This is a genomic window from Streptomyces sp. MA5143a (assembly GCF_900290235.1).
Classification (GTDB): domain Bacteria; phylum Actinomycetota; class Actinomycetes; order Streptomycetales; family Streptomycetaceae; genus Streptomyces.
This window is the reverse complement of the sequence record NZ_OLMK01000127.1, coordinates 12713-31244: the sequence shown is the minus strand read 5'-3', so window position 1 is coordinate 31244 and position 18532 is coordinate 12713. Positions and strand designations below refer to the sequence as shown.

General features: G+C 72.1%; 17 protein-coding genes. 12 read left to right on the top strand and 5 right to left on the bottom strand.

Annotation, left to right across the window (positions count from 1 at the left end):
* The first annotated feature begins 4 nt into the window (after positions 1-4).
* Positions 5-1492: an APC family permease gene (locus SMA5143A_RS39915; protein ID WP_107467692.1), complete on the top strand. Its 1488-nt coding sequence runs from the start codon at positions 5-7 to the stop codon at positions 1490-1492.
* Positions 1493-1520: 28 nt separating this feature from the next.
* Here the strand turns inward: SMA5143A_RS39915 and SMA5143A_RS39910 are convergent, their stop codons facing one another.
* Together SMA5143A_RS39910 and SMA5143A_RS39905 are read right to left on the bottom strand one after the other, a co-directional pair.
* Positions 1521-1688, bottom strand: a complete 168-nt coding sequence (locus SMA5143A_RS39910) for a hypothetical protein (RefSeq protein WP_181362246.1) — start codon at positions 1686-1688, stop codon at positions 1521-1523.
* 68 nt (positions 1689-1756) lie between these two features.
* The gene (locus SMA5143A_RS39905) at positions 1757-3259 is read right to left on the bottom strand and encodes an aldehyde dehydrogenase family protein (protein ID WP_107467691.1); all 1503 of its coding nucleotides are present in this window, start codon (positions 3257-3259) and stop codon (positions 1757-1759) included.
* A 140-nt stretch (positions 3260-3399) separates the two neighbouring features.
* Here SMA5143A_RS39905 and SMA5143A_RS39900 point away from each other — a divergent pair, with 140 nt between their 5' ends.
* Positions 3400-4107, top strand: a complete 708-nt coding sequence (locus SMA5143A_RS39900; RefSeq protein ID WP_181362245.1) for an IclR family transcriptional regulator — start codon at positions 3400-3402, stop codon at positions 4105-4107.
* A gap of 28 nt (positions 4108-4135) precedes the next feature.
* Here the strand turns inward: SMA5143A_RS39900 and SMA5143A_RS39895 are convergent, their stop codons facing one another.
* The 3 genes from SMA5143A_RS39895 to SMA5143A_RS42775 form a co-directional block, all read right to left on the bottom strand.
* A complete protein-coding gene (locus SMA5143A_RS39895; protein ID WP_258194008.1) occupies positions 4136-6049 on the bottom strand; it encodes a primary-amine oxidase in 1914 nt (637 codons plus the stop codon).
* 86 nt (positions 6050-6135) lie between these two features.
* Positions 6136-7614, bottom strand: coding sequence for an APC family permease (locus SMA5143A_RS39890; RefSeq protein WP_107467689.1), 1479 nt, complete (start codon positions 7612-7614; stop codon positions 6136-6138).
* A 181-nt stretch (positions 7615-7795) separates the two neighbouring features.
* Positions 7796-8584 (bottom strand): IclR family transcriptional regulator, encoded by a 789-nt coding sequence (locus tag SMA5143A_RS42775; protein ID WP_181362244.1) that lies wholly within the window; start codon positions 8582-8584, stop codon positions 7796-7798.
* 115 nt (positions 8585-8699) lie between these two features.
* On the opposite strand from SMA5143A_RS42775, the gene SMA5143A_RS39880 reads away from it, so the two are divergent.
* The 10 genes from SMA5143A_RS39880 to SMA5143A_RS39835 all read left to right on the top strand — a co-directional run bounded on the left by SMA5143A_RS39880 (position 8700) and on the right by SMA5143A_RS39835 (position 18308).
* On the top strand, positions 8700-10289 hold the full coding sequence (locus tag SMA5143A_RS39880; RefSeq protein WP_107467688.1) for an acetolactate synthase large subunit: 1590 nt from the start codon (positions 8700-8702) through the stop codon (positions 10287-10289).
* Positions 10290-10300: 11 nt separating this feature from the next.
* Entirely contained in the window at positions 10301-11821 is a 1521-nt protein-coding gene (locus tag SMA5143A_RS39875; RefSeq protein WP_107467687.1) for an aldehyde dehydrogenase family protein, read from the top strand.
* An 83-nt stretch (positions 11822-11904) separates the two neighbouring features.
* Positions 11905-12699 carry an SDR family NAD(P)-dependent oxidoreductase gene (locus SMA5143A_RS39870; RefSeq protein WP_107467686.1) on the top strand — a complete coding sequence of 265 codons (795 nt, stop codon included), beginning with the start codon at positions 11905-11907 and terminating at the stop codon, positions 12697-12699.
* Positions 12700-12764: 65 nt separating this feature from the next.
* Positions 12765-13787 carry a WD40/YVTN/BNR-like repeat-containing protein gene (locus SMA5143A_RS39865; protein ID WP_107467685.1) on the top strand — a complete coding sequence of 341 codons (1023 nt, stop codon included), beginning with the start codon at positions 12765-12767 and terminating at the stop codon, positions 13785-13787.
* Between the two features lie 2 nt (positions 13788-13789).
* Positions 13790-14317, top strand: coding sequence for a VOC family protein (locus tag SMA5143A_RS39860; protein WP_107467684.1), 528 nt, complete (start codon positions 13790-13792; stop codon positions 14315-14317).
* 69 nt (positions 14318-14386) lie between these two features.
* Entirely contained in the window at positions 14387-14989 is a 603-nt protein-coding gene (locus SMA5143A_RS39855; protein ID WP_107467683.1) for an amino acid synthesis family protein, read from the top strand.
* 1 nt (position 14990) lies between these two features.
* Positions 14991-15863, top strand: coding sequence for an alpha/beta fold hydrolase (locus tag SMA5143A_RS39850; RefSeq protein ID WP_107467682.1), 873 nt, complete (start codon positions 14991-14993; stop codon positions 15861-15863).
* Complete coding sequence (locus SMA5143A_RS39845; RefSeq protein WP_107467681.1) at positions 15860-17542, top strand: bifunctional 3-(3-hydroxy-phenyl)propionate/3-hydroxycinnamic acid hydroxylase; 1683 nt, start codon at positions 15860-15862, stop codon at positions 17540-17542. The genes SMA5143A_RS39850 and SMA5143A_RS39845 overlap by 4 nt, the downstream gene beginning before the upstream one ends.
* Entirely contained in the window at positions 17539-17877 is a 339-nt protein-coding gene (locus SMA5143A_RS39840; RefSeq protein WP_107467680.1) for an NIPSNAP family protein, read from the top strand. The genes SMA5143A_RS39845 and SMA5143A_RS39840 overlap by 4 nt, the downstream gene beginning before the upstream one ends.
* On the top strand, positions 17874-18308 hold the full coding sequence (locus SMA5143A_RS39835) for a carboxymuconolactone decarboxylase family protein (RefSeq protein WP_107467679.1): 435 nt from the start codon (positions 17874-17876) through the stop codon (positions 18306-18308). Before SMA5143A_RS39840 ends, SMA5143A_RS39835 begins: the two co-directional genes overlap by 4 nt.
* The last annotated feature ends 224 nt before the right edge of the window (positions 18309-18532 follow it).

The window sequence follows — 18532 nt, the reverse complement described above, 5'->3', positions numbered from 1 at the left end:
CCCCATGACCGAGCCCCACACCTCCACCGCTCCCCCACCGCCCCCGGCGGGCTCCGGGGCGGATCCGACCGGGCACCTCCAGCGGGCCACGCTCGGCGTCAGCGACATCGTCTTCTTCGTCGTGGCGGCCGCCGCCCCGCTCACCGTGATGGCGGGCATCGCCCCGCTCGCCATCATGTTCGGCGGCATCGGCGCCCCGGTCGCCTATCTGACGGTCGGTGTCGTGCTGTGCCTGTTCGCGGTCGGCTTCACCGCGATGACGCCCCACATCCGCAACGCGGGCGCCTTCTACTCGTACGTCGCCCGGGGCCTCGGTCGTCCCGCCGGGCTGGGAGCGGCGCTCCTCGCGGTGTTCTCGTACAACGCGCTGCAGATCGGCACGTACGGGGCGTTCGGCTTCTTCGCCGCCGGCACCGCGAACGACCTCCTGGGCGTCGACCTTCCCTGGCCCGTCTACGCCTTCGCGGCGATCGCGGTGGTGTGGTTCCTCGGCTTCCGGTCCATCCACGTCGGCGCCAAGGTCCTCGCCGCGCTGCTGATCGCGGAGACCGCCATCCTGGTCCTGCTGGCCGGCGCGATCCTGTTCCAGGGCGGCGCGGACGGGCTGAGCCTCGCGTCGTTCGCCCCCTCCAACGTCTTCACGTCGAAGATGAGCGCACCGCTCGGCCTCGCCGTCGCCGCCTTCATCGGGTTCGAGGCCACCGCCCTCTACCGTGAGGAGGCCCGCGACGCCGACCGCACCGTGCCCCGCGCCACCTACCTCGCCGTCGGCTTCCTCGGCCTCTTCTACACCTTCGTCGTCTGGGTCATCGTCCAGGCCTTCGGCGACGACAAGGCCGTGGCGACGGCGGCGCGGAACCCGGCGGAGATGTTCTTCACCGCGATGACCCACTACGTCGGCGGCTGGGCCACCGACCTCCAGCGCGTCCTGATCGTCAGCAGCCTCCTGGCCTCCCTGCTCGCCTTCCACAACGCCATCACCCGCTACGGCTACGCCCTGTCCGTGGAGGGCGCCGCCCCCGCCCGGCTGGGCAGCATCCACCCCCGGCACGGGTCGCCCTGGGTCTCCGGTGTCGCGCAGACGGCGCTGGCGGCCCTGGTCACCGCCGTGTTCGCGGCGATCGGCGTGCACCCGTACAACGAGTTCCTGCTGTGGGTGAACACCCCCGGAGTGGTCGGCATCCTCGCGCTTCAGACCCTGGCGGCCTGCTCGGTGGTCGTCTTCTTCCGCCGCAACCCGGGCGCCGCCGGGGCGGGACGGCTGCGGACGGCCGCCGCGCCGGCGACCGCCGCGCTGCTGCTGGCCGTCATCACGGGACTGGTCTGCACCCGCCTCAACCTCTTCACCGGGGCGTCGCCGACCGTGAACTGGACGCTCGTGGCGCTGACCCCGGCCGTGTTCGCGACCGGGGTGGTCCTCGCGACACGGATCCGCCGCAGGCGGCCGGAGGTCTACGCGAGACTCGCCACCACCGACGTCGAATCCGTGTGACCCCCGCCCTCCAGGGCATGGGCGGGGGTCAGGCCGCGAGGAGGGTCGCGAACCGGGCCAGCCGGGCGCCCTGGAAGCGGGCGCAGGCCAGTGCCGTCTCGTCCGGCGGTGTCGAGGGGGAACCTGCGGGCCATGACGTTCCGTACGGGTTGCCGCCCGACGCGTAGACGGCGTCGTCCGTGTAGCCGAGCGGCACGATGACCGCGCCTCAGTGGTAGAAGACGTTCCCGAGGAGACGAACGCCGTCACCGGCTTCTCCAACACTCAGTCCGCAGAAACGGTGTACGAGAGGACGGCCGTGACCGTCTTCTCCTCGGTGTTGGCCTCGATGCCGGCCCAGCCCAGCTCCCGCCCCTGGCCGCTGAGCCGGGAGCCGCCCCAGGGCACGCGGGGGTCGAGCGGCGCCCAGCCGTTGATCGCGACGGCGCCCGCCTTCACCTGCCGGGCGACCACATGGGCCCGGCTGACATCGGCGGTCCACAGGGTGGCGGCCAGCGCGTAGTCGCTGTCGTTGGCCATCGTGATCGCGTCGGACTCCGTGTCGAACGGGATCACGGCGCCCACGGGCCCGAAGATCTCCCGCCGGGCGATCGTCATGGCGTTGTCCACGTCGGCGAACAGGGTCGGCTCGACGAAGAAGCCCCTCGCGTGCGGCCGTCCGCCCCCGGTGATCAGTCGGGCGCCCTCGTCGACCCCGGCCGCGATGTACTCGCAGACCCTGCCCAGCTGCCGGGCGTTGATCAGCGCACCCATCGTGGTGCCCTCGTCGAACGGGTCGCCGACCTTGATGGAGAGGGCCCGCTCCACCAGGCGCTCCAGGAACTCGGCGTACACGGAACGAGCGACCAGGATGCGGCTGCCCGCGGCGCACACCTCGCCCTGGTTGGCGAAGATGCCGACCGCCACTCCTCGCGCGGCCTCGTCGAGGTCCGCGTCGGCGAAGACGATCTGGGGGCTCTTTCCGCCGAGCTCCAGGGTCGTGCGCCGAAACCCCTTGGCAGCGGCCAACGCCACCTTGTGTCCGGTCTCGGGGCTGCCGGTGAAGGAGATCTTGTCCACGCCGGGGTGGTCGATGAGCGCCTGGCCCGTCACGGCGCCGAGTCCGGGAAGGATGCTGAACGCCCCCGCGGGGAAGCCGGCCTCCTCGATCAGCGACGCGAGGAGGAGGGAGGTGAGGGGCGCGTCCTCCGGGGGCTTGAGGACGACGGCGCAGCCCGCGGCCAGCGCGGGCGCGATCTTCCACGCCCCGATCATCGTCGGTGAGTTCCAGGGCGTGATGGCCGCGACGACCCCGACCGGCTCGCGGACGGTGTAGCTGTGCGTGGGCCGTCCCATGTAGGAGGAGGTGGGGACGGAGCGGCCCTCCACCTTGTCGGCCCAGCCGGCGAAGTAACGGAACGTCTGGATCGTCTGCGGCAGGTCGATCGCCCGCGGTTCGAACCCGGGCTTGCCGATGTCCAGCGACTCCAAGGTCGCGAACTCCTCGCTCCGTGCCTCGATGAGATCCGCCAGGCGGTGCAGCAGGACGGTCCTGACACTTCCGTCGGTCCTCCCCCACTCGCCCTCGTCCATAGCGGTCCGGGCGTGCGACACGGCCCGTTCCACTTCACCGGCCCCGGCCGCGGCCACGGTCGTGAGCCGTTGTTCGGTGACCGGGTCGATCACGTCGAAGGTGTCGGTGCTCCGACTGCTGTCCCATCGCCCGGCGAGGTAGGGCTCCGTGGGAACCGTGCTGACGAGCCGTTCGGCCTCTGCGCGTGTGAGCATGTACGATTACCGTTCTATGAGGACGATATTCGAAACCATAGGGAGAGGGTGACGCCGGGTCAAGGGGTCGGCGTCACCGGGCCGTTCCCGGCGCCGTGACATGATGTGCGGCACTCGGAAGCAGGAGGAGAGAGAAGATCGTGGCGGCGACCGGCGGGGAAACGTCCCTGACTCTTGACCGCGGGCTGACGGTGCTGTCGCTGCTCGCACGCAACGCCGACGGTCTCACGGCCGCGGAGCTCGCCGAGCAGCTGACGATCGCCCGGGCGGCCGTCTACCGTCTTCTGCGCACGCTGGAGGCGCACAACCTCGTCGCCCGCCTCGGCACGCGGTACATCCTCGGATTCGGTGTGGCCGAACTGGCCGGGCAGCTCAAACCGCGGCTTCAGGCCACCGTCCTGCCGATCCTGCGACGCCTCAGCGAGCAGACCAACAGCACGGCGCTGCTGAGCGTCGCCGACGGCGACCAGGCCCTGATCCTGCTGACGGCGGAGCCGCCGAACTCGACCATGCACCTCGCCATGCGGGAAGGTGCCCGGCACGCCCTGACCGTCGGCGCCGACGGCATCGCCATCCTCGCCGGCCGGCCGGACTCCGACGAGGACACCGAGCACGTCCGCGAGGCGCGCCGCCGGGGTTACGCGGTCAGCGTGGGCTCGATCCAGGAGGGCGCGATCGGCGTCGCCGCCCCCATCCGGGTCTCGGACTGGTCGACGGCGAGCCTCGGCGTGGTGCAGCTCGGCCTCAAGCTCGTCGACGACCAGGTCCCGCGTCTGGTGACGGAGGCGGCCAGGACGGCCGCGACGCGACTGGTCGGCACGGCCGGCCCCGAGGCCGTGGGGCACTGACACCCGCCGGCCCCGCGGCCGCCCCCGGTCAGTGGCAGTGCGTCGCCCCGTGCCCCGGCGGGGGCGGCACGTCCAACGACGGGTTGCGGTCGAAGAACCCGACCGGCTTCAGCGCGAACCCCACGTAGTCGCACGGCATGATGGGCCAGTCCTCCGGGCGTGGCAGGTGCGAGGTGCCGAAGGTGTGCCACAGCACCACGTCCGTGTCGACGAGATCACGCTCCTGCTCGATCCACCTGCCGATGCCGTCACCGGAGTGCTGGTTCGGGTAGTCGCCGGCCGCGTGCAGTTCGTCCGGGCTGTACCGGGTCACCCACAGATGCGCCCGCGCGAACTCGGCGCGCCGCGCCAGATCGCTCTCGGGAGCGGCGAGCAGGGTGGGGCCGACGAACGGGACCAGCTTGTAGGCGACGGGCTCGCCGAAGCGGTTGCGCACTCCGGGGTTGGTGATCTTCCAGGTGCGCGCGGTGAGCGGATCGCACATCCGGCGGCCGTCGCGTTCGTTGGTGATCTCCGTGCCGCGGGCGACGATCGCGTTGCCGTACGGGTTGTCCGGTCCCATCGGCAGGCCCACGGCGTCGACCTCCACGACCGTGTTGCGCGGCCCGTCGACCTCCATGTCCAGGCGCATGTTGAACAGGTGCTGGTGGTTCGGGGCGTCCAACTGCGGCGCCACCAGCGTCCCGTGTGCGGGCTTCACGCCGGGGGCCACGGTCCGGGTCTGGACGATGCCGGTGAGTTTGGCCTCGAACTGGATCGTCCCGTCGAGGTAGAAGTACCAGAAGAAGCCGTACTCGTAGTTGCCGATCGTGTGGATCGACGACACGACGAGCCGCCGCGAGCGTCTGACCTCGGCCTGTTCGACGTAGCGGAAGTCCCAGTGCTTCCAGAGGATCCCGTGGTCCTCCTCGTGCAGGCAGATGGCGTTGGTGACGGTGTGCGGGGTGCCGGACTCGTCGGCGAGGACCGCGTCGAGGTACCGGATGTCGCCGAGGCAGTCGCAGCCGAGGCTCAGCGAACCCACCGTCTTGCCGAGGCTGTACTCGCCGGCGTCGAAGACGTTGCGGAAGTAGAAGTCGTCGCTGGTGTCGCCGTAGGGCACCACCATCTCGCTGATGCCGGCCCGGTGCAGGATCGGGCGCCGACGCCCACCGTCCTCGTAGGAGACGTCGCTGATGACGAGGCCCTCCACCACGTCGATATGGGCGTGCAGCCGCCAGCGCTGCCATGCGATGACGTTGCCGGTGACCGTGAAGGAGGGACCGTCGGGCTGGGTGATCTCGATCGGGCGGAGGTCGTCGCGCAGCGGTCCGACGCTTGCCGGGTCGTAGTTCCCGCTCTCCGGCGGGAGCGGCAGCGGCTCCCCCTCCAGGACGGCCGCCACGGTGCGGGTGTCGCAGTCGATGACGAAGACGAGGTTGCCGACGGGCCGGGCGTATCCGTTGTCCTCGGGGAAGCGGCGGACGTAGGCGGTCGCACGGATCACGCGGCGCCGGGCGTCCACGCCCTCGACCGGCAGGGTGCCCGTGGACCAGGGGTCGAACTGGACCTGCGACAGATCGTCGACGCCGTGCCGTACGAGGGCCTCCACCGCGGCCGGGTCCCCCTTCACGATCTCGTCGAGGGCCATCAACTCCTCGATCATGATGGGCGGTTGCCTGCCCGGGAGATGGTCCCAGGAGACGAGGCGGTCGTCGGTGAGATCGACGCGGGCCTCGAACATGGCGCCCGCCTCGGGGTCGTAGACGACGAGGAAGGCCACACGGGGGATCGGGCGGCCGGGGTCGTACGCGCGGACCCGCCCCTTGTCCGGGAGGTCCAGCCGGATCAGCGGGAATCTGATCGCCGTGCGCTCGGGCCGGGCGGCCCGTACCACGGCGACGGCCTGCTCCGTCTCCTTGGCGGTGAGCGGATCGTACGGGTGTGGCGTGGCAGCGGTCACTGCCCTTCCTCCTCCGGGTCGAGGGGCCGGCTGCGGGGAGCCGGGCATGGGGTGGGCATGGGCGGTGGTGAGTGGTTCCGGTGCCGTCACGGAATGGTCACCTCGCCCGGGCTGCGCGCCGGTTCGTCGACGGTCGCCTCCGGGCGGGGCGCCCGACGGTGGACGAGGAAGGACCACGCGACGCCGAGGACCACCCAGGCGAGCAGGGCCCAGGGCACGGTGTCGAGGGGGCTCTGGGCCTGGTAGACGGCTCCGAAGACGGCGCCGGCCGAGACGAGGACGCCGACGCTGCCGGCGACGAGGAGCTTGGCGTGGCCGACGTGCGGCCACAGGCCCTTGACGCCGAGGGCGGCGACGATGAGGTACATCAGCGCCAGGCCCGTGCCGCCGAAGCCGGCCATCCAGCTGAACGCCGGTGACCACTGGGGTTGCAGCACGCCGGGCTGGGCGGTCTCACGCGAGAAGATGCCGTCGCCCACCCGTACGGCCACGATGACCAGGCAGGAGAGGGTGCCCCACAGGGCGGCGCCCCATACCGGGGTGAGGAACCGCGGGTGCAAGTGGGCCAGTCTCGCGGGCAGTCGGCCGCCGCGGGCCATGGAGAGCATGCCCCGGCTCGACGCGACGCCGACACCGATCGCCACCGCGAGGACGTCGAGGATGATCAGGACGCCCATGAAGGTGCCGAAGCCTGACGATCCGTACTCCTTGCCGGAGGCGAGGGCTTCAAGTGGGAAGACGCTGTCCTTCCACGCCTGCGCGTCGAGGCCGAAACCCACGGCCTGGGCGTACGCGACGACCAGGTAGTAGACGCCGACGAGGGTGAGCGACCACAGGACCGCGCGGGGCACATGACGCTTGGGGTTCGCGGTCTCCTCGGCGAGGTTGGCCGCCGACTCGAAGCCGATGAACATGTTGATGCCGTAGAGGACGCCGTACAGGAGGTCCAGGCGCCCCACGGAGAACGGGTCGAAGGGCTCGGCGGGCAGTCCCCCGCCGCTCCGGCCCGCCCGGAAGAGGATGACGAGGGAGAAGACGAGGACGACGAGGACGGTGGCGAGGGCGAGGACGAGCTGGGCCCGGATGGACACCTGGACGCCGATCACGAGAACACCGACGACGAGGGCGGCGTAGGCCAGGGAGAGGGGCCACCACGGCACGTCCACGGACAGGGCGTTGAGGAGCCAGGTCCGGGTCAGGCCGCCGAGGACGAGGAACGTCGACGCCCCCAGCACCATCATGGCCCCGTAGTAGAGCCACCCGGCGGCCACACCGACCCGGGGTCCGGCGCTGTCGCTCACGTACTCGTAGAGCGATCCGCACAGATGGATCCGTTTCGCGTACTGGGCGATGACCCATCCCACACCGCACATGCCGACACCGGCGACGGCGATCGCGACGGGAGTGGCGACCCCGGCGCCCCGCCCCGTGGCCGACAGGCCCACGACCAGGGGGAGAAGGGCCGCGACCGAGAACACCGGCCCCATGAAGCCGATGGATTGAGTGAGGACGCCGACCAGGGACAGGCGGCCGTGGGCCAGGGTGATGCGATCAGGGCTTGTCATCCCGATCAGCCTCCAGTTGCACCTCTGTGCGATATTCGTACATGGTGTACGTTTGTTGGTAGCACATGGCGTGGTGGCCGATGGTGGGTGTCAAGGCCCGCCGGGCACAAAGGAGGCCGCCCCCGCCGAAGTGTTCCGACGGGGGCGGCCGTTGACCGGTAAGAAGAAGACGGGCGGCGGCCTACCGCGGCCCGAGCAGGAACGCCCGGGCGGCCCCCGCGGCGGAGACCACGTCCGGGGTGGCCTCGTCGACACGGTCCTGGCGGTGCGAGACGAACATGACGCAGGCGTCCTGCACGTCCCCGCCCCGGGCCAGCGGTGCCGCGACCGCGTGGGCGCCCGGCTCCACCGCGCCATGGCTGGTGACCCAGCCCCGCCGGCGCGCCTCCCGTACCGCCTCCGGGTCGTCGTCGGCGGCGGCCCGTCCGGCGCGGATCGCGCACGGCGCGGCCCCGCGGTCCAGCGGCTGGCGGGAGCCCTTGCGGTAGGCGAGGTGGTAGTCGGCGTTCCGGGGGACGGCCGTGGCGACGGCGACGACGCAGTCCGGTTCCGGGAAGAACAGGATCGCCGTGCCGCCGTACCGGTCCGCGAGTTGCTGGAGCAGCGGCTGGACGAACTCCGCGAGGGTGGGCCGGGTGGTGCCCGCGAGCGTGTGGAGTTCCCCGCCGGGTACGTACGCGCCGTCCGCGGACCTCGCCAGGAACCCCTCGGCGGCCAGCGTGCCCGCGAGGCGGTGGACGACGGTCCGGTGCAGCCCGGTCCGGGCGGCGATCTCGGCGACCGTCAGTCCGCGGGGCTGGTGGGCGACGGCCCGCAGGACGGCGAGACCCCGGACGAGCGTCTGCGACGGCGGCTGACTGGGCCGCTTGACCGCCTCCCCGCCTCCCCCGTTCCCGCCGTGCGCACTGCTTCCCGTGCCGTTCGCGGCCTCTGCCCGCACCCCGCGTACCACCTTCCCGGTTCCGCTCACGCGTTCAGCGTAGGCCACGGGTCCGCCGCACCCGGGGCTTGACGCCGGGGTCCTCCCCTGCCAATGCTGTGCACTATACGCACGGATGGTGCGCATAGTGCACGGAGGAAAGTCCATGAACCACGCCACGACCGTCTGGCAGGCGAACCGGTTCGGCGCCATGACCGGGGCGGAGGCCCTGGTCGAGACCTCGCTCGCCGCCGGAGTGGACATCTGTTTCGCCAATCCGGGAACCACCGAGATGCCGCTGGTCGCCGCGTTGGACTCGGTCCCCGGCACCCGCGCGGTGCTCGGGCTCTTCGAGGGCGTCTGCACCGGAGCGGCCGACGGCTACGCCCGGATCGCCGGCCGGCCGGCGATGACACTGCTCCATCTGGGCCCCGGATTCGCCAACGGCATCGCCAACCTGCACAACGCGCGGCGGGCCCACTCCCCCGTCTTCAACGTCGTCGGCGATCACGCCAGTTGGCATCTCGCCCACGACGCGCCCCTGACCTCGGACATCGTCTCGCTCGCGCGCCCCGTCTCCGGCTGGGTCGACACCGCCGCCTCCGGTGCGGATCTGGCCCGGCTCACCGCCCGCGCCATCGGGGCCGCCGGCGCCGCGCCCGGCCGCGGGGCCACCCTCATCGCCCCCGCCGACCTCCAGCAGGAGGTGCTGAAGGGCCCGGTGGACGTCGAGCTGCCGGGCCCGCGGCGCCGACGGGAGGTGTCGCCCGAGGTCGTCGACGCCCTCGCCAAGCGGCTGCGGGCCGGGGAGCGCGCCGTCCTGCTCCTGGGCGGGGCTGCGCTCGACGAGCGCGGGCAGCGGGCGGCCGCCCGGATCGCCGCCGCCACCGGGGCGGTGCTGTACAGCGAGACCTTCCCGGCCGCCGCCGAGCGCGGCGGCGGTCTTCCGGACCTCGACCGCCTGCCCTACTTCCCGGAGAAGGCGGTCGAGGCTCTCTCCGGGGCCCGACTCGTCGTGCTGGCGGGGGCCCTGGAACCCGTGTCGTACTTCGGCTACGAGGGGATCCCGAGCCTGCTCGCTCCCCCGGGCACCGTGGAGGTGCTGAGCACACCGGAGGAGGACGGCGCGCACGCGCTGGAGGTCCTCGCGGACACCCTGGGGGCACCCGAACCGCCGTCACCCACCCGGCCGGACCACGCGGGGCTCCCGGACGGAGCGCTGACGCCGCGTTCGGTCGGCCGCATCGTCTCGGCGCTCCTCCCCGAACACGCCGTCGTCTCCGTCGAGGGCGGCACCTGCGGCTACCCCTTCTTCACCGCCTCGTCACACGCCGCCCGGCACACCACCCTGACCAACACCGGCGGAGCCATCGGGCAGGGCCTGCCCGCCGCCGTCGGCGCCGCGATCGCCGCACCCGGCCGCAGGGTCGTCGCCCTCCAGTCCGACGGGAGCGCGCAGTACACGATCCAGTCGCTGTGGACGATGGCCCGGGAGCAGCTGCCCGTGATCACCCTCATCGCGTCCAACCGCGTCTACAACGTGCTGCGCACCGAGCTCGACCGGCACGGGCAGCGCAGTCCCGGCCCCAACGCGATGGCGCTCACCAGCCTGGACGCACCGGCCTTCGACTGGCCCTCGCTGGCCCGCGCCTACGGCGTCCCCGGCACCCGGGTCGAGACGGGCGAGGCGCTGCGGCGCGCACTCGGCCGGGCGCTCGCCGCCGACGGTCCCCAGCTCATCGAGATGGCCCTGTGAGAGGAGCCGCCATGCACAGCACAGCAGACCCGGTCGCGGACGCGGCGGGGGCGGTCGACCGCTTCCTCGCCGAGCCGCGGACCATGCTCATCGGCGGCCACTGGGTCGGCGCACTCTCCGGCCGCTCGTTCGCCAGTGTCGACCCCGCCACCGGCACCGTGCTCACGACCGTTCCCGACGGCGACGCCACCGACGTCGACCGGGCCGTCACCGCGGCCCGCCGCGCCTTCGACGACCCCGGCTGGCGGCGGACGAGCCCCCTGGAGCGGGGCGCGCTGCTGAACCGGGTCGCCGACGTCATCGAGGCGCACGCGGACGAACTCGCCCTGCTGGAGTCGCGCGACAACGGCAAGCCGGTGTCCGTGGCCCGCGCGGTGGACGTGGGCACCAGCGTGAAGCTGTTCCGCTACTTCGCCGGCTGGCCGAGCAAGCTGGAGGGCAGCACCATCCCCGTGTCGCCGCGCGGTGGACTGCGCGTGCTGAACTACACCACGCGGCAACCGGTGGGCGTGGCCGGACTGATCGTGCCCTGGAACTTCCCCGTGTCGATGGCGTGCTGGAAGCTGGCTCCCGCGCTGGCCACCGGCTGCACGGTCGTCCTGAAGCCCGCCGAGGAGACCCCGCTGTCCACGCTGCGGCTCGCCGAGCTGCTCCAGGAGGCGGGGGTGCCGGGCGGGGTCGTCAACGTCGTCACCGGGCGCGGCGCCACGGCGGGTGCCGCCCTCGCCGCGCACGACGGGGTCGACAAGATCGCTTTCACCGGGTCCACGGAGACGGGCCGCGCCGTCGTCCGCGCCGCCGCGGGGAACCTGAAGAAGGTCTCCCTCGAACTCGGCGGGAAGTCCCCCAACATCGTGCTGCCCGACGCCGATCCCGAGGCCGTCGCCGAGGCCGCCGCGCAAGCCGTCTTCTTCAACCAGGGCCAGGTCTGCACGGCCGGCTCCCGGCTGTACGTGCACCGCAAGATCTTCGACGACGTGCTGGACGCGGTGGCGGAACGCGCCCGCGGCATCGTCGTCGGTCCCGGCAGCGACCCGGCCACCGAGATGGGTCCACTGATCTCCGCGCGGCACCACGAGAGGGTCACCGGGTTCATCGCCGCCGGCCGGGAACAGGGGGCCAAACTCGCCGCGGGCGGCGGGCGGCCCGGACTGGACGCGCCGTACGACGCGGGCTACTTCGTCGAGCCGACGGTGTTCGTGGCGCCCGAGGACGGTCTGCGGATCGTCCGGGAGGAAATCTTCGGCCCCGTGCTCGCGGCGATGAGCTGGGACGACGTGGACGATCTGGTCGAGCGGGCCAACGACTCGCCCTTCGGGCTGTCGGCCGGCATCTGGACGTCCGACCTGGGCCACGCGCACCGCATCGCCGACGAACTTCAGGCGGGGACCGTGTGGATCAACTGCTACAACCTCACGGATCCCGCGTCGCCCTTCGGTGGCTTCAAGCAGTCCGGCTGGGGCCGCGAGATGGGCCGGACCGTGCTCGACCACTACACCGAGATCAAGAGCGTCTGGGTCAACCTCGGCTGACGCCCACGTCAATCCGCTCGCACTCCCGCCTTCCCCGCTTGTCGTCGTACCCCCTCGTCCCGATCACCTCTGTGGAGCCCTGCATGGACCTCGAACTGGATGGCAGGACCGCCATCGTCACCGGAGGCAGCCTCGGTATCGGCCGGGCCACCGCCCGCGCGCTCGCCGCGGAGGGCGCGACCGTCGTCGTCACCGCCCGCCGGCTGCCGCTGCTGGAGCGCACCGCGAAGGAACTGGAGGCGGAGACCGGCAGCCGGGTCGTCCCGCTCGTGTCGGACACCGACGACACCGCGTCCGTACGCGCCATGGTGCGGCGCGTGGCCGACGAGCTCGGACGTGTCGACATCCTCGTCAACGGCGCGGCGGCCCCGTCCGGGCTGGTGCGCAACGCGGTCGAGGAGGCCGACCCCGAGCTGCTGCTGGCCGACCTCGACACCAAGGTCGTCGGCTACTTCCGCTGCGCGCAGGCCGTGACCCCGCACATGAAGGCGGGCGGCTACGGCCGGATCATCAACATCGGCGGGCTGACCGGCCGTTCCAGCCACGCGCTCTCCGGAATGCGCAACCTCGCCGTCGTCCACCTCACGAAGGTGCTCTCCGACCAGCTCGGCCCGTCCGGCGTCACCGTCAACACACTGCACCCCGGCGTGGTGGAGACCGAACACATCCATGAGCTGTACGAGAAGGAGGCCGCCAAGCGCGGCATCACCGCGGCCGAGGTCGAGGCGGACTTCGTCGCCCGTACACCGATCCGCCGGGTCCTGGAGGCGGACGAGATCGCCCAGGCCGTCTGCTTCCTCGCCTCCCCGAGGGCCGCCGCGATCACCGGGGAGTCGCTCGGCATGGACGGCGGCCTCACCCGCGGCATCTTCCTCTGACTCCCGGCCTCCCCTCCCACTGTCCTCCCTCCCCTTCGTTCCGCAGCTCCGAAAGGAAACCCCACATGGAAGGCACCATCCTGGTCGCCACCGCGGGCCAGGGCGTCCTGCGCTCCTCCGACGACGGCGCCACCTGGTCCCGTCTGGGCCTCGGGCAGGCCCTGGAGTTCGACGCCGTCGTCCGCTGCCTGGCCGTCCACCCCGAACGGCCCGAGGTCGTCCTCGCCGGCGCCGACGCGGGACTCGTGCGCAGCGGTGACGCCGGGGTCACCTGGCACCGGGTCGACTCGCCGATGAACGACCGGACCATCTGGTCGCTGGCGATCGACCCCACCCACCCGGACACGATGCTCGTCGGGACCGGCGCCCCCTCGCGGGCCGCCATGTTCCGCACCACGGACGGCGGCGTCAGCTGGGAGCAACTGCCGCCCGAGATCCCGGAGTTCTGCGCGGGCGTCAACCGCCCCCGCATCCTGACCTGCGTCGTCGACCGCCATGAGCCGAAGAACATGTGGTTCGGCGTCGAGGAGGGCGGCCTGTGGCGCAGCAGCGACCGGGGCGACACCTGGGAACGGATCGACGGCACCCCGGCCTCCCTGCCCCAGGGGGTGACCAACTCGGACGTGCACTGTGTCGTCGTCCTCGAAGGCCCGCCGAAGACGATCGTCGTCGCGGTCGTCAACGCGCTGTTCGTGAGCCACGACGACGGGGCCACCTGGACCCGCACCGACTCCCGCGAGACGTTCGGCATCTACTACACCCGGCTGGTCAAGCAGCTCCCCGGCACCGACGACCTGCTGCTCGGCATCGGTGACGGCACCCCCGGCACCACCACCCGGATCCTGCGCTCCGAGGATCTGGGGCGCAGCTGGCGGGACACCGTCCTCGACACGCCCGCCAACTCGACCGTCTGGGCCTTCGGCACCCACCCCGCCGACCCGGAGCTGGTCTTCGCGGGCACGAAGTACGGCCATCTCCTGCGCTCGACGGACGCCGGGCGCAGCTGGCGCAAGGAGTGGCGCGAGTTCAGCGAGATCACCGATGTGACCTGGACCCCCGCCGTAGCGCCCACCACGGAAGGACACTGAGCATGGAGCCCGACGAGCGTGTACTCGCCCCGCACGAGGAGCCCACGCCGATCCCCGCCGACCCGCGGGACGTCGTACGGCCGCGGGTGCGGCGGACCCATCTGTCGCTGTTCGTCCGCGACCCGGAGGCCTCGGCCGCGTGGTACGAGGACGTCCTCGGCATGGAGGTCACCGCGCGCGGCCCGCAGTGGGTGTTCCTGTCCTTCGGTCGCAAGCACCACGACATCGCCCTGATCCGCGCCGAGGAGGGAGCGGTCGCCGGAGGCGTCGGTCTCCAGCACTACGGGCTGGAGGTGGAGGGCGACCTCGACGAGTGGCGGCGGCTGTACGGGATGCTCCTGGCCAAGGACGTGCCCGTGGTGAAGACCACCGATCACAAGATCGGCTTCGGTCTGTACTTCACCGACCCGGACGGCAACCGCTTCGAGTTCTTCCACGAGACGGTCACCGACGACGAGGAGGGCAAGCGCGTCCTCGGCCTGTACGGCGCCCCCAGCGAACCGGTGGAGATCGAACCGCTCCGCGGCTGACCCCGCCGTGCCTCACTCGCCCCGCCCCGCACTCGCCCCTCACCCCTGACCGACCCGGAGGAAAGACCCATGCCCCAGCCCAACTTCGCCGGGTACCACATCCGCAAGTGGTTCACCCAGACCGAGGACACCCTCGCCAACGAGACCGGTGTCCTCGCGGACGGCGACCCCGTCCGCAAGATCGTGATCGCGGCGGCGATCCACAACCCCTACGCCGGGCGGTTCAGCCAGGACCTCGACGACATCGTGGCCGATTCACCGAAGCTGGGTGAGGAGTTCGGCAGGCGCGCCCTGGAGGCGGCCGGCGGCCTCGCCATCCAGAGCTACGGGAAGGCGTGCCTGGTGGGCACGGCCGGCGAGTACGAGCACGGCAACGCCTTCCTCACCGCGGTCTTCGCGGACCCGGTGCGCGAGGCGGTCGGCGGCGGGAAGGCGTGGGTGCCGTCGACGGGCAAGCGGGGCGGTCCCGGCACGGTCCTCGACGTACCGCTGGCCCACAAGGACGCGCTGTACGTCCGCTCGCACTACGACACGGTCACGGTGAGTTTCTCCGACACCCCGAACCCGGACGAGGTCGTCGTCGTGTTCGCGTTCGCCACCCGCGGCCGGCTGCACGCCCGGCTGGGCGGTATCGGCGCCGACGAGGTCCAGGGCCAGGACGGGCTGCGCTGAGATGGCCGCCGACGCCACCTCCGGCGGGCGGGACCGGTTCCTCACCCTCAACGGGCTGCGCGCCCACTACGTGGAGTGGGGCGACGAGGACCGGCCGGCGATCGTCATGCTGCACGGACTGCGCAGCTACGCCCGGACGTTCGAGCCGCTGGCCGGGCGGCTCCGGGACCGGTACCGCGTCCTGGCCCTCGACGCGCGCGGGCGGGGTGACAGCGACTGGGACCCGAACGGCGCGTACCACACGGAGTCCTACGTCTGTGATCTGGAGCAGTTCACCGACCGTCTCGGCCTGGACGGGTTCGTCCTCCTCGGCCACTCCATGGGCGGCGCCACCACGTACGTCTACGCGGCGCGCCACCCCGAGCGGGTGCGCGCGGCGGTCGTCGAGGACATCGGGCCCGGCTCCTCGCAGTCCGGCGCGGGCGCCGAGCGCATCAGAAGGGAAGTGGCCGAGACCCCGCGCGACTTCCCCGACCGGGAGGCGGCCCGCCGGTACTGGCGGAGCATCCGGCCGCACATCTCCGAGGAGGCCCTCGACTCCAGGCTGCGGCACACCCTCGCACCGGACGCACAGGGGCGCTGGCGCTGGAAGTTCGACCTGGCGGGCATCGCGGCGGCCCGCCTCGACCCGGATCCGGCCCGCCAGGTCGACCTGTGGCCGTATGTCGAGGCACTGCGCTGCCCGACCCTGGTCGTCCGCGGCGGGGAGTCCGACTTCCTGCCCGCCGACACGGCGGAGGCGATGACGCGGCGCAACCCGCGGATCCGGCTGGTGGACGTCCCCGGCGCTGGTCACTACGTGCACGACGACGCCCCGGAGCCCTTCCACCACCACTTCACCCGATTCCTCAGGAGCGCGGAGGCCGTGCGATGACCCAACCCGTCGTGCACCGCGCCCAGGTGGCCGTGGTCGGCGCCGGACCCGTCGGTGTGACGGTCGCCAACTACCTGGGCCTCTACGGGGTGCGCACCCTGCTGATCGACCGCAGCGAGGAGATCGTCGACTATCCGCGCGCCGTCGGCATGGACGACGAGTGCCTGCGCAGCTTCCAGGGCGTCGGGCTCGCCGACGAGATGCTCGCCGACATGATCCAGAACGTGCCGCTGAAGATGTTCGCCGCGAACGGCCACTGTCTGGCCGACATCCGGCCGGACACCAAGGAGTTCGGCTGGCCCCGGCGGAACATCTTCATGCAGCAGCTCGCCGAACGCGCCCTGCGCGAGGGCCTCACCCGCTATCCGCAGGTGCGGTCCCTGCTGGGTCATGAGCTGGTGCGTCTGGAGCAGGACGGCACGGAGGCCCGGCTGCACGGCGTCGGACCCGACGGGCAGCGCGTGCTGGTGCACGCCGACTACGTGGTCGCCGCCGACGGCGGCCGCAGCACCGTGCGCGAGCAGTTGGGCATCCCGTTGAGCGGGGACACCCACCCGCGCAAGTGGGTGGTCATCGAGTGCGACAACGATCCGCTCGACGCCCCGTACACGGGGCTGCACGGCGACCCGAAGCGCCCGTACGTCTGTCTGGACCTGCCCTACAACTACCGCCGCTGGGAGTTCATGCTGTTCCCCGGCGAGGACGCCGAGGCCATGCTGCGGCCGGAGAAGGTGCACGAGCTGCTGTCCGGGCACGTGCCCGATCCCACGGCGCTCCACATCATCCGGGCCCGCGTGTACACGCATCACTCGCGGGTGGCCGACCGGTTCGTGGACGGCCGGGTCTGCCTGGTGGGCGACGCCGCCCACCTCATGCCGCCGTGGGCGGGCCAGGGCATGAACACCGGCATCCGGGACGCGACCAACGTCGCGTGGAAGCTGGCCGCCGTCGTCAGCGGTCGGGCCCATCCGCGGATCCTCGCCACCTACGACACCGAGCGGCGCGAACACGCCCGCGCGATGGTGAAGCTGTCCGACGCCATCGGCCGGTTCCTCGCCCCGACGAACACCACGGTGGCCCGGGCCCGCGACACGCTGGTGCGGGGCCTCACCGTGGCGCCTCCGGTGCGCAGCTGGCTGGTGCACATGAGGTTCAAGCCCGTCCCCCGGTACACCGAGGGCGTCATGCTGCACGGCCGGCGGCCGGGGCGGCGGAACTCCCCGGTGGGCCGGATGTTCGTCCAGCCGAGGGTGGAGACCGCCGACGGGCGGGTCGTACCGCTGGACGAGACCCTCGGGGAGTGGTTCGCCCTCATCGGCTACGGCACCGATCCGCTCGTCCATCTGGATCCCGACAGCCGGGCCTTCTGGGACCGGATCGGGACGCGGTACCTCACGGTCGTCGAGTCCCGCTCGGGCCGGTCCCGTACCGAGCGGCGCACGTCGGCGACGGGCTCGGTGACGGTGGAGGACGTCGACGGCACCCTGCGGGACTGGTTCGCCGCGCACGAGGGCGGTGTCGCCGTGGTCAGGCCGGACCGGTATCTCGCGGCCCTGGCCGCGTCCCGCGACCTCGGGGCGGTGACCGGCGCGTTCGAGCGGCTGATCGCGCCGTCGCGCGCCGTGGAGTCCAAGGACGCCTGGCGCTCGGTGCCCGTCCCGGAGGGAGAGGCCTCGTGATCGTCGAACAGCGCGACTACCTGCTCAAGCCGGGCACCGCCGCGCACTACGTGCGGCTGTGGGAGGAGTACGGCCGAGGGCCCCAGGTGCGGATCCTCGGCAACCTCCTCGGCTGCTGGACCACCGAGGTCGGCGACCTCAACACGCTGGTCTACCTGTGGGGCTTCGAGAGCCTGGAGGACCGCGTCAAGAGACGCGCCGCGCTGGCGGAGGACGACGATTTCGCGTCGTTCCGCGGCCGGGTGCGGGAGCTGCTCGTCCGGCAGACCAACCGGCTTCTCGTCCCCGCCACCGAGCACGTCCCTGTGTGCCCGTCCGAGGGAGGCCGGCAATGACCGCCGATCCGGCCCCGTCCGCGGCCGCTCAGGAGTACGTCGACGCCATGGCCCGCGACCGGGGGTACGTCCTCGACTACCACAAGGTCATGGCGCGGTACGACCTCGATGTCCTGCGGGCGACCAACGAGCTGGTCCGGGCGGCCTATCTGGCGCCCCGCAGCCTGGACCGCCGCACCAAGGAACTGCTGTTCATCCTCAGTCTGACCGTGATGCGCGCGGACCGGCATCACATCCAGAGCCACATCCGGGTGGCCCTCGACCTCGGGGTCACCCCGCGGGAGATCCTGGAGGCGATCGAGATCGCCCTGCCGGAGGCCGGCATCGTCGCGTTCCAGGCCGGGCTGGAGGCCTGGCGGGAGACCGTCGGCGCCGTCGGCGTCGAACCGAACTCCGTTGACGGGGAGGGCGGTTCGGGCGCACTGGAGTGAGCGGCGAGGCACGGCGAGAAGGGGCGGTCTCCCGGAGACCACCCCTTACGTGTGCGGGAGCGCCAGAGGGAGGGAGTGTCAGAGGGAGGAGGGCACCTCGGGCAGCGCCGGCTCCGTCTCCCGGCCGTCCGTCCGACGCCCGCCGCCGTTGCCGAGAGGGGCTTGCGCGGACAGGACGAAGAAGAGGATGCCGGGAGCGGAACCGAGGGGTACGGACAGCGCTC